This window comes from Chroococcidiopsis sp. SAG 2025, assembly GCF_032860985.1.
Taxonomy (GTDB): domain Bacteria; phylum Cyanobacteriota; class Cyanobacteriia; order Cyanobacteriales; family Chroococcidiopsidaceae; genus Chroococcidiopsis.
On sequence record NZ_JAOCNC010000001.1, the window covers coordinates 2,325,271 to 2,336,334 of the forward strand.

Annotated in this window: 10 protein-coding genes and 1 pseudogene; 8 read left to right on the forward strand and 3 right to left on the reverse strand. The window is 45.4% G+C overall.

The features are described from left to right. The first annotated feature begins 196 nt into the window (after positions 1–196). The 6 genes and pseudogenes from N4J56_RS11315 to N4J56_RS11340 all read left to right on the forward strand — a co-directional run bounded on the left by N4J56_RS11315 (position 197) and on the right by N4J56_RS11340 (position 3,369). Positions 197–430 carry a hypothetical protein gene (locus N4J56_RS11315; RefSeq protein WP_317106538.1) on the forward strand — a complete coding sequence of 78 codons (234 nt, stop codon included), beginning with the start codon at positions 197–199 and terminating at the stop codon, positions 428–430. 26 nt (positions 431–456) lie between these two features. Continuing rightward, positions 457–657 carry a trypsin-like peptidase domain-containing protein gene (locus N4J56_RS11320; RefSeq protein WP_317106539.1) on the forward strand — a complete coding sequence of 67 codons (201 nt, stop codon included), beginning with the start codon at positions 457–459 and terminating at the stop codon, positions 655–657. A gap of 224 nt (positions 658–881) precedes the next feature. Continuing rightward, positions 882–1,430 (forward strand): helix-turn-helix domain-containing protein, encoded by a 549-nt coding sequence (locus N4J56_RS11325; RefSeq protein ID WP_317106540.1) that lies wholly within the window; start codon positions 882–884, stop codon positions 1,428–1,430. Further along, complete coding sequence (locus tag N4J56_RS11330) at positions 1,378–2,112, forward strand: transposase (protein WP_317105834.1); 735 nt, start codon at positions 1,378–1,380, stop codon at positions 2,110–2,112. The genes N4J56_RS11325 and N4J56_RS11330 overlap by 53 nt, the downstream gene beginning before the upstream one ends. Further along, positions 2,109–2,678 (forward strand): PDZ domain-containing protein, encoded by a 570-nt coding sequence (locus N4J56_RS11335; RefSeq protein WP_317106541.1) that lies wholly within the window; start codon positions 2,109–2,111, stop codon positions 2,676–2,678. The genes N4J56_RS11330 and N4J56_RS11335 overlap by 4 nt, the downstream gene beginning before the upstream one ends. A gap of 118 nt (positions 2,679–2,796) precedes the next feature. Then, positions 2,797–3,369, forward strand: a pseudogene (locus N4J56_RS11340) (DUF3611 family protein). 8 nt (positions 3,370–3,377) lie between these two features. Here N4J56_RS11340 and N4J56_RS11345 read toward each other — a convergent pair. The 3 genes from N4J56_RS11345 to N4J56_RS11355 form a co-directional block, all read right to left on the reverse strand. Then, positions 3,378–7,169, reverse strand: a complete 3,792-nt coding sequence (locus N4J56_RS11345; protein WP_317106542.1) for a hypothetical protein — start codon at positions 7,167–7,169, stop codon at positions 3,378–3,380. A 117-nt stretch (positions 7,170–7,286) separates the two neighbouring features. Then, positions 7,287–8,714 (reverse strand): S-layer homology domain-containing protein, encoded by a 1,428-nt coding sequence (locus tag N4J56_RS11350; RefSeq protein WP_317106543.1) that lies wholly within the window; start codon positions 8,712–8,714, stop codon positions 7,287–7,289. A 190-nt stretch (positions 8,715–8,904) separates the two neighbouring features. Further along, complete coding sequence (locus N4J56_RS11355; RefSeq protein WP_317106544.1) at positions 8,905–9,081, reverse strand: hypothetical protein; 177 nt, start codon at positions 9,079–9,081, stop codon at positions 8,905–8,907. 415 nt (positions 9,082–9,496) lie between these two features. On the opposite strand from N4J56_RS11355, the gene N4J56_RS11360 reads away from it, so the two are divergent. Continuing rightward, positions 9,497–10,102: a nitroreductase family protein gene (locus N4J56_RS11360; protein ID WP_410500478.1), complete on the forward strand. Its 606-nt coding sequence runs from the start codon at positions 9,497–9,499 to the stop codon at positions 10,100–10,102. Between the two features lie 108 nt (positions 10,103–10,210). Then, on the forward strand, positions 10,211–11,059 hold the full coding sequence (locus N4J56_RS11365; protein WP_317106546.1) for an SDR family oxidoreductase: 849 nt from the start codon (positions 10,211–10,213) through the stop codon (positions 11,057–11,059). Positions 11,060–11,064: the final 5 nt, after the last annotated feature.

The window sequence follows — 11,064 nt, forward strand, 5'->3', positions numbered from 1 at the left end:
CTCCCTAAAGATTGATTTGACTTAAGTTGATATTTAGTCCTTAAGCAGGGGTGTAGTGCATTGGCTATTAGCAAAAAGTATATATTTATCAAGTTTTTAACTCATATTTTTTTGAATAAATACTAGCTTTCCATTTTTGCCAAATAAATTAAAGCTAGTCATAGCTTAGCTACCCAGTTCGCAAGGTTTTGTTAACATGAAACGTTTTTTAAAGCAACATACAATTTATATGGTAATGTTTATTATTGGTAGCAGTGCAGGATGTACCGAGCTTAGAAACCCAGAAGCTAGACAATCACAACCTAACGCTACAAACACTGGAAAAAATCCGCCTCAAGTTGCCACCCAACCAAATAATCTCAACTTTGTCTCCGAGGTTGCCCAAAAGGTAGATCGGCGGTTGTACGCATTGATGCGACTCGTACTGTAAATGTACCTGGAGCCTCTGGTAATCCCTTGATCGACCGTTTTTTTGGTAGTGAATTACCTCCTCAGCAACGGGTTCAACGCGGTATTGGTTCTGGATTTATTATCAGCTCGGATGGTCGGATCTTGACTAATGCTCATGTTGTGGAAGATGCCGATCGAGAAATTCTGACAACATTGTGGTCGGACAATGGGCGAAGCCTACGGCACGCTACGCGAACGCTATGGTAATCCTTTAGGTCTAAATAACACAGTTACTCAAGGCATTGTCAGTGCTAGTGGGTCATTTGGTATGAGTGTTGCCATAAAAAGGATGGTCAATTAAAGTGAAGATACATAGTTTTTCAGGTTGTGATGACACGGCAAAAAAAAGCACCTTTGCGACCGTTAAGTGATGAAGAACAAACCGACTTGAAAAACTGAGCCGTTCTCAATCCCAATCATCTGCTAGTGTCATGCGGGCCAAAGCGATTCTAGCCGTGGCTCTTGGGGCTGATTACACGAGTGCAGCGCAGTTAGTAGGATTACGCTGTGGTGATACGGTCAGCAAGTGGGTCAGTCGCTTCAATGTTGAAGGCTTAGCTGCCTTACAGCCTCGACATGGCGGTGGGGCAGTAGTGCAATACAGCGAACCAGAAAAACAACGCATCCTGTCCGAATTTCAGCGTCAACCAGAGCGGCAGAAAGAGGGCACGGCAACCTGGTCAGTAGCTACACTTCAACGGGCTTTGCGTCAGGCTCCTGATGGCTTAACCCAAATCAGTACTTATACAATTTGGCAGGTACTCAAAGAGGCGGGCTATAGCTGGCAAAAGAGCCGCAGTTGGTTAAAAACTGGACAGGTGAAGCGCATACGCAAAGGCAAGCTAGTAGTAGTAACTGACCCAGATACCGTGGCAAAAAAAACTGATAGAACGCGCTTACACTCAGGGACAGAAGCTAGGCTTGAGTGTGTGGTGCGAAGACGAGGCGGGACCATTTGGCACTGCTCCTTACCCTGGTAGCAATTGGCAGCCAGTAGGTAAACCGACACGGCAAGAACATGAATATATCCGTAATGGCACAGCCAAGCTGTTAACGCTATTCCATCCCGCTACTGGGCAAGTACGAGTTAAGGGTGTTACCAGTTGTACCAATGCTGTGTTGCACGAATGGCTCAAGCAAGAATTAGCTAGTGTTGTACAATCACTGCCAACTCCAGCTCGATTACTCAAGCCTGAAGAAAATCAACGGTTATGGAAAAGTTGGCAGCAGGGGTTGAAAGTACGCTTTACACTCCCACACGACTTACCGCCACTGCGAATGTTGCTAGTGATGGATAACTTGGTCGGACATAAAACTCCCCAGTTGGTATTGTGGCTGTGTGCTCATGGCATCATGCCGCTCTACACACCTCTTGGCGGTAGCTGGCTGAATATGGCTGAGTCGATTCAACGAATTCTCAAACGCCGAGCTCTAGAGGGGCATCATCCGCAAACAGCCTATCAAATTATTGAGTGGTTGGAAGCAACTGCTTTTGGATGGAACCAACAACCAACGCCGTTTGTCTGGGCAGGATTACGAGCGCAACGTCGAGACAGAGCGCGTCAAAGATTTCACTCTCTTGGTGGTTCTGGTGCCTGTACGCATCGTCCTCTTCGGCGGACAACTATTGCCAAAAATAATGGCAACACTCATACCAAATGACCCATACGGGACGTAGTGGATCTGATATCGGTATTCAAGACATACGCCTTGACTTTATCCAAACCGATACCGCAATTAATCCTGGTAATTCCGGCGGACCTTTACTCAACGCTCAAGGACAAGTAATTGGTGTTAACACAGCAATTCTTGGCGGAGCGCAAGGGTTAGGTTTTGCAATACCAATTGAAAAAGCACAGCGGGTTGCTAATCAATTAATTGAAACTGGTCGAGTTTATCATCCCTATATAGGTGTGCGACTGATTGAGCTAACACCGGAAATTCAACAGCAAATCAACCAAAGTAATCTTGGTTTTAAAGTCACTCAAGAGCAAGGAGTTTTAATTGTAACTGTGGCTCCCAACTCTCCAGCAGCGCGTGGTGGTTTACGTTCTGGCGATATTATTACCGAAGTCAAAGGAGTTCAAATTCAAAACGCCGATCGAGTCCAAGATCAAATAGAAGCAACACCTTTAGGAAATACTCTTCAATTAGAAGTTGACCGCAATGGTTCAACTCAAACTATCACAATCAAACCAGAGCAATTACCAGCTGCTGCCGCTAAGTAAAAAGTAGAAAATATTAACTATTAAGGGCGCTATGCCAAGCATAGAACTACTGAATTAAGAATAATTTCCAAAAATCATTTCAAAAATCAAAAGAGGGTTTATTAGGCTTAAGAAGAATATGTCAAATAACTTAAATTCCTACTTACCTACACCGACTAAGCAAAAATTTGCAGCTACTTTTCAGGTAGTAAGACCGATTAGTGTCTGGGTAAAGTTATCACTAGGGGCTGTTTCTTTTTTAGCTTTGACGTTAGCAATATTTAGCCGTAGTTCCACTGTCCAAACAACATCAAATTCAGTTATGGGACTTGGAGTCTTTTTAGGTATTATTGGCATTTTAGTGCTGTGTTTCAGACTCTATTGGGTGAACCGCTATAGGCGTTTGGACAAACTTTTACAGTCGCCTAATTCTGAAGTACATCCAAGGAAATCGGACGTAATTCAAGTATGACAAACTGGATTTATCGTCAGTTTGGTAGGTCTGTTGTTAACTTTTTTAGCATCTGAAGCGACCGTTATTGCTGTCCTATCAAAATCGCTAGCTCTACCTCAAGGAGTAGCAGTATATAGACCTGAAAATGTCATTCGTTCCCTAGATCTTTTTGTGGTTTTGGCAAACGTCAATCTAATTGGCGCTCACTTTTTCGGAAGTATAACTTCATTTGGGCGGATTTACTGGTTAGACCAATAGTAATTCAACTACAGCGTCATCGGCGCAACAGGTTCGATATCAGGATCGATACCACCAACCTGATTAGTTCGCAACACCCATGCCGATCCACCCTGTTTGATAAATGCTTGAGTCACCTCATCGCTGGTTAAACGAGGTAAGATAGTGCGCCAAGTCAGCAAACTGCGGATTAAGTTTTGCACTGGGTCGTCTTCCAGGGTGCTACCTAATACCTCAGCTCGATCCCTCCAGTCTGCGCGTGCCGTTCCCCAAGGTAAGAGTAAACGTTTCAAATCTTTCCCCAACCTTTCAAGCTGCTCCAATCTGTGCAACTGTTCGGGATGTTGTTTTTTCCACGCTTCAACATTTGGGTGAGACCGAATCGCTCTAGCTATCTGCCTAAGTGCAGCATATAAGGCTTGATTGGCATCTTGAGTGCAATTATATGCAGGTCCAACAAACGTTCCTCCAGTTCCATCGCCGATGCGGTAGCGAGCTGCCATAATTTCTAGCTGATGAATGAGTTGATCGAGTGGCGATCGCTTCCAGCCATCCTGGGTTTCATAATCACCAGTAAAACCATCGAGTTCGACTATGGTATCGGCAACTGGACGCAACCCTAACCAGCCAAATGAGCGATCGCCCATGTAACGCGACCAATGCAAGCTGCCTGCAATTAGTCCATCAGTATTATGAGTGTAAATCTGGTGATAAACTATCTCGAATCGCAATTCGTCTGTTAACGGTTCCCGTACTACCTTGGCAATTCCGTAAGCAAAGTGACCGAAGTAAAGCGGAGTTTTTGCCTTGGGTTCTGTTTTCTTACCACCAATCCCACCATAGACGTGAATTAGTAAAGCCCGTTTACCTTCGTGCCAAGCAGCACTTCTGGCTGGAATTGTCTCGTCACCTAGCACAACAGAGCTAATTTTACCTTCTTGGGCAGCCAAATTGTCCCAAGACTCTTTTTTAAGATACTTTTTGACCGACTTCTTGCCCGCGATCGCGCGCTCTGGTTTGACCTGCAACAGAGCGCGGGGGGCTAAAGCCTGCACGATAAATAGCCCTGACTCATCCCTAGCACCATAGATATACCATCCGGTTTCGTTTAAAGGAGATTTTTCAATGTTCTTACTAGTTGATGGATAAGTATGATTGCGATTGGCTACTACAGAAGGCATTGAGACAATTTCTCCTGCTCCATCAAATTGCTTTGAAGCCCGATTGAAGTGAACCACTGAAAACTTGTCACTGCCCGATTCCACAGGTTGTAGGAATTTCACCAATCCGTAGTAGCGTCCGGTCACTTGAACGGGGTCGCGAGAAATATACAGGATACATGTAGGAATACTTTCATCCTGCGAAAATTGACTTTGTTGCGCCTGATGCAGACTGTCGGGGACATGACGTTGCGATCGCACGACAACAGGTTCTTGTAGCATCACTACCACGTCATCGTAAGGGTGCGAACCTGCAAGCGATTCTAAGGGATTGACAAGTCGCCAGCGATCGATTCTCGTCGGATGAACGTTGCCTTGTTGACTGCTGTACTGGGCTTGGGCGCTGAAATGTACGTCTTTAGTCACTGCCTGGACGTATGAGCGCACAATTGGCTCGTCGCTAAAGCGCAAGGTGACAACTTGTCCAACTAAATGTTGAAAATCAGCGGGCGCGTGATGGACTTCAAACAAGACTCCTTGAATAAATTGCCGTTGGTCTTTGGCAGGCAGAATTAATCGTCCCATCCAAGGCGCGATCGGTCGGTAATATTCTTGTGACACCGATTGATGGATGGGATAAGATTCAGGTCGATTGAAGGCTGCTTGCCGATACCGTTCGTAATTACTCAACTGCCGAGGAGTTGCCCGATCTCCATCATCAGCAGTACCTTTTAAGATTTCTATTACCCAATCGATAGTTTGTTGCAAGTAACTGCGACCATCGGGTAGAGACTGTTTTGGGTCCATTAATCCTCCTGGTAGTTGATGCCCGACTGGACCAAGAGTAATCCGGTTCACTTTGCCCAATCGCTTCGCACGATTCCAGTAAGACAGGAAGAAGATAGCCCAACGTCCAGGGAACATCACGCACATACGCTCAACCATATCTTTGTCCCCAACCAGATGATAAAGATGTTCGAGTCTCAGGACATTGATATTGCCACTAATAACTCCTCCCAAGGAAATGACTTCGATTGGCGCAATCAACGCCTGCCGCAAAAACGGGGCTACTGCTGCTGCCATTTGTCCGCCACCACTAAAACCAATTAGAGTAATCGGTAAACCGCTATTAGGTTGGTAGCCGTGTCGGATTAGGGCTTGATATATTACCCTAGCAATTCCCAGGTTGTAAATTGGTCCGTAGCGTTTGTCAGCAGAAACCGCAACGACCAAAACGTTGCGAATGTTGACTAAGTAACCAAACAAGCTGGCAGGATTTTTTAGTCGAAATCGGTCAGCCAAGCGCCAAAAGAATGCCAAAGGACGATTTCCTGTCAGTGGGTTATTACGGACTGAGTAGGGCATGATTCCTTTGATTAGCACCACGTCCTTTGGTAAGACGGGTGCTAAAGAGTCCAGAAACTCTTGAATATCTGGCAAATACTCAAATGTGGACTGACCAATGCCATCGAGATAAATTACATAGCGTGTGACTTTTTGTTGTGGGGTTGGTTGCGATTTCCCCTTTAGATCGGGCGTAGTGTCTATGCGATCGCCATACCAACCCGCCCACCAACCGAGGGCTTCCAGGGGAGCTAGGAGTGCAGCAGCTACAAGGGCGATAATGCCGATCCATACCAAATCGAAGACCAGTTTAAATATACCGCCCAAATTTCCATACCAGGCGAACCACCAGTAGTGAATTGGTGAAAGCAGGACGATCGCCGCAAAAGTTACACCAGTCATAGTTAGTATGGCAGGTAATTGCTGAGCTATCGTACTTAGCCTCAAATGGCGATTTGTGGCTGTTGTGTTGGTCTGGGAAGCGATGCCCTTCGGGCTTGCGCTTTGCGCGATCGCTGCATTACTACTTTGGGAAAACGAAGCGGAAATCGGCGATCGCTCCTTCACATGGACGATTGGCTGTTCAACCTGTCCGATTATTTCCTCATCCATCCCAGGGGAGGTGACTGAATTTCCTGTTTCTGGTGCGCTCAGTGCTGTTAAATTAGTCGCAGACAAAGAGCGTAATCTTCTTTGCAAAATTGCCAAAAGCTGTTGACGCTTAGTGACTAGCTCTACACCTGCCACCTGGGAAATCACCCAGCGACCGAAAGAGGCAATCGGCTTTCCAATAGTTCGCTGCATGACCCAAAGCGTCAACCATCCCAACCCTACAGTCCCAAATGCCTGCCATACACCTGTATTGCTGGCAGCAGCAAAGCCTACCACCATTGCCAGCAAGTGCCACAGCGACAAAACTGATAGGAGCGGTTCTCCAAAGTAAGGCATCGCCCCAAAAAGGCTAAAGAGCAGCGGTGCGTAGCTAAATCCTAAAGTGCGTGCCACAACACCAAAAGGAGCTTCAACTGTAAATGGAGCGAAGCTAATCAGCCAGGTACTCAAAACCAGGAACAAGTAGCCAAACGCAAATACGACTGCTCCAATTAGCAAACTGAAAATGAAGCGCACTGGTTTGACACGGTTGAGAAATAGAATAATGCTCTGAGCAGTAACTTGGGATAAACTAGCAGCCAGAACAACAATTAGTGCTACTGTTGAGCCATAAGGCAAAGTGTTAATTTGCTCAAACGCTTCAAACTTCAGAGCAAGTCCCCATCCCAGTAGTTCCCAAAATCGGTCGAGGGCAGTTTCATTCATGGCAGATGAAGTGAAAAAGTGCTGTTCTATGGGCGAACAACTAAGCCTCAATAACTAAAAGCAGAAGGAAGCAGCCTTGCTCTGAATTTTAGCACGAGTCAATTTATCAGTTTGTGCCTAGAATCCGCTGAAGTTGTAACCAACTCCTACCGATATTCCCACATCTGTGTCATCGCCAAAAAGGGCATTCACAGCAGCATTTGCGGTGAATTGACTACCTAGAGGAACATCTATTCCACCAGTTAGTAGAAAACCAACGCTAGAGTCTTCGCCAGTTTTTATGCCTATGCCACCTCCCAGGTAAGGGACTATGGAGAATGTTTCGTCTAAGGCTTCTGCTGTCCGAAGGTTAAAGTCATAGGTGATGGGAATAAGAACCGCAGGATCGTCTATAATCACCACTGCTGGTCGTACTGATAAGTAATTTAACAATCCAATTTTGCTAAATACCGCAACGTTAGTGCCGTCGCCTAAAGCCGAATCACCAGTCAGACCAAAGTTAGCAGCAACTCCTAAGTAGCTGGAAACCCCCCTCGTGGCTCGACCTGGCTGAACATCGGGAGTTGGAGCAGTAGTTTCAGTTGGGGCGGTTTCTTCAGGAGTGGTTGGAGTAGGAGTTGCAGGGGTTTGGCTGACAGTACCAGGTCCACCCACAATATAATTGGCAGCTGCCACATTTGTAGGAACTGGTTGCGCTTTTCCCAACCGAACTAAGGCTTGATACAGATGTGCTGCCGCTTCCGCACGGGTTAGAGGTGCTTGCGGATTCAGCGTTTTGACATCTGGATAGTTGACAACAACATTGGCTTGTGTCGCTGCTGCGATCGGAGCGAGGGCGTAGGTTGGAATCTGCGTCGCATCTGTGTAGTAGGTATTAACAATATTTGTTGCCTCTTCACTAGGAGTCAACTTCAGACCGTTTGCTAAAGCAGTTATTGCCTGAGCTTTAGGAATTTCCCGCTCTGGTTGAAACGTATTATCAGGATAACCATCCATGAATCTGCCTTCATAGGCTGTTGCGATCGCAGCAGCTCCCCAGTAGTCAGTAGGAACATCTGCAAATCCACCTGGGCTTAACTGTCGCACTGGGTTTGGGTTAACAGCTTTTTGGAGCATGGCGGCGAACTCAGCTCGATTTACGGGCTGCTCTGGTCTAAAAGTGCCATCGGGAAAGCCAGCGATCGCATTACCTGAGGTTAGGGCTTGAATAAATGGATACGCCCAATAGTTAGGGTCTACATCAGTAAAACTAACTGCTGAAGTTGGTGCAGTTGGAGTTGGTGCAGTTGGAGCTGGTGTAGTCGAATCTGGGATACTGGGAGGAGGTTGAGTGGCTTGAGCCACCTCAGAAGAAGTGGATGTAACAGACGTAGATGCTAGCTGGTCAGACAGTGCTGCTGCTCTAGTTGCTTTTGTGCCTGGAGTCGGCACCAGGGTGGATCTTGGAGCAATTGTTTCTGACCCAGCTTCAGCTCCACTTGCTAAAACGGTAACTGTAGCTAGACTCACCACACAACAAAGCCGACAGTAAGAAATAGCGTTCATAGCCGCTGCTAGATAAAGTTAAATTAAGAAATAACGCGCTAGGCTTTTGTTAGCCAAGCGTTGAGTTAATTTAACTAATTATCAGGAATAATTGCTTTTAAAATCCCTAATTTGACAGATTTAGCTGGTGTTACTTAATTGACAGCTAAATTTTTCTTAAAGATTTTCGTGCGATTTGTCACAGTAGTACTTATCGTTCGCCCAATCGGAATGGAAATGTCAGAACTGGAGATGTTGTAGAGGTGTTATAGAATTTGAGCTGGATGAAATGTCGAGTTATGTCAGTAAAAAGGATAATCTGCACTAATTGTGGCATGTTGTGGCATGAAATGCGATCGCGCAACTGGGAAAGTTCTCGCCCACGCATTCGGCAATTGTAATTTTGAGAGTATTTCTGCAACTAAAAGTACTGCGATCGCCTTTTGTTATTAACTGTTTCTACATGGATAACTGGGGTACATGCGAACATCATCTAAAAACAGCAAAATATTGAATTAGTAAATAAACTACTGAGAAAATAGAAAACAAATATTTAGACTTTTTTCTAAAGCAATTTTCCTGCACGATATTACACGATATTATGACTAAAATATTTATTAATTGATATAAATTAAACTTGACATTTTCATAGCTCATTATTTTTTAAATACCTATTAGAATCTCTGTCCTTAGTTAGAAGATTGGTGATGTAGTAACACTTATCGTTAGTTCATCAGAACAAAAAGAAATTTTCTACTAACCATAGTCCGCACGCTACTATGCCCAATCCCAGTGAAATTCTGATGGACAAAGCAGCCCAGACTCGATATCCGATTCACGATCTGCTGCGGCAACGCTGGAGTCCTCTGGCTTTTTCAGCTCGTCTGGTTGAACCAGAAAAGTTACACAGCGTCTTAGAAGCAGCAAGCTGGGCGGCTTCTTCTTTCAACGAGCAGCCTTGGAGTTTTATTGTTGCAACTTCAGAAAATAAAGTTGAATTTGAGCGTTTACTCAGTTGCCTAGCAGAGGGAAATCAAGAATGGGCAAGGAATGCTCCTATTCTGATGCTCTCAGTAGCAAAACTCAACTTTGAATACAATGGCGTGGAAAACCGTCATGCTTTTCATGATGTTGGCGCAGCATCTACTACTTTAGCAATCCAGGCAGCCGCACTAGGGTTATTGATTCACCAAATGGCTGGGTTTGATGTCCCCAAAGCCAAAGAGATCTATCGCATTCCTGAAGGTTACGAGCCAGTCGCCGCGATCGCGCTAGGCTATTTTGGAGATCCACAAACTCTATCTGAAAAGTTGCAGCAACGAGAGAACGCCTCGCGAAAGCGCAAACCTTTAGAAGAGTTCGTTTTCTCTGGTAGTTGGAATCAAACTTCACCTCTGGTTACAAATTAAAAAGAGCATCAGAACCGCTATTTAATGTCATGTAAATCTAACATTCGGGCTTAGAGCGCGATCGCGCAAGGCTGTCGTTAGCGTAAAGAGTGTTTTGGAGGAATTGCCATGAAGGGATTAGCACTTAAAAATGCGCTGATCACCGGAGCTAGTTCCGGCATCGGGCAAGCGATAACTTCGTTAAGCTTCGCTAACGCAATTCGACTAGCTAATGAAGGTTGCAACGTTGCCATCAACTACCGCAAGAGTCCTGAAGGTGCTGAACAAACAGAAGAAATGGCAATGCAAAAAGCTTGCGGACAAGTTGAAGAATGCGGCGTGAAATCGTTACTCGTTCAAGGTGACGTTTCTCAAGAATCAGACATTATTGATATGGTGAATCAGGTTGTCGAGCAATTTGGCAGCTTGGATATTCCGATCGATAATGCCGGAATTCAGAAAGAGTGTCCATCTCATGAAATCCCTACCCTCGATTTTGATAACGTTTTATCTGTAAATCTTCGCGGTGCTTTCTTATGTGCGCGTGAGGCAATTAAGCATTTCCTGTCTCAAAATCGTGGCATCATTATCAATGTTTCTAGCGTTCACGAAAAGATTCCTCGACCTTTTTACGCTAGCTATTCAATCAGCAAAGGGGGAGTGGAAAATTTAACGAAAACACTGGCGCTGGAGTATGCCGAGCGTGGAATTCGTGTCAATGCGTTAGCGAAGCTTACCGAAGGTATCGCGCCTGGAGCCACTATCACTCCAATTAACGAAGCTTGGGTGAACGACCCACAACAGAAAGCAGTTGTAGAAAGTCATATTCCAATGGGTCGCGCTGGAACCGCAGAAGAAATGGCAGCAGCCGTCGCGTTTCTTGCTTCAGATGAAGCCGCCTACATCACAGGACAAACTCTATTTATTGACGGAGGGCTGACTCTCTACGCTGATTTTCGTGAAGCGTGGTCAGCTTGAGAATT

Excerpts from the sequence above, each read along its gene's own strand:
- N4J56_RS11315 (WP_317106538.1), top strand. The coding sequence starts at position 197 with ATGAAACGTTTTTTAAAGCAACATACAATTTATATGGTAATGTTTATT.
- N4J56_RS11325 (WP_317106540.1), top strand. The coding sequence starts at position 882 with ATGCGGGCCAAAGCGATTCTAGCCGTGGCTCTTGGGGCTGATTACACG.
- N4J56_RS11335 (WP_317106541.1), top strand. The coding sequence starts at position 2,109 with ATGACCCATACGGGACGTAGTGGATCTGATATCGGTATTCAAGACATA.
- N4J56_RS11345 (WP_317106542.1), bottom strand. The coding sequence starts at position 7,169 with ATGAATGAAACTGCCCTCGACCGATTTTGGGAACTACTGGGATGGGGA.
- N4J56_RS11350 (WP_317106543.1), bottom strand. The coding sequence starts at position 8,714 with ATGAACGCTATTTCTTACTGTCGGCTTTGTTGTGTGGTGAGTCTAGCT.
- N4J56_RS11355 (WP_317106544.1), bottom strand. The coding sequence starts at position 9,081 with ATGCGTGGGCGAGAACTTTCCCAGTTGCGCGATCGCATTTCATGCCAC.
- N4J56_RS11360 (WP_410500478.1), top strand. The coding sequence starts at position 9,497 with ATGGACAAAGCAGCCCAGACTCGATATCCGATTCACGATCTGCTGCGG.
- N4J56_RS11365 (WP_317106546.1), top strand. The coding sequence starts at position 10,211 with ATGAAGGGATTAGCACTTAAAAATGCGCTGATCACCGGAGCTAGTTCC.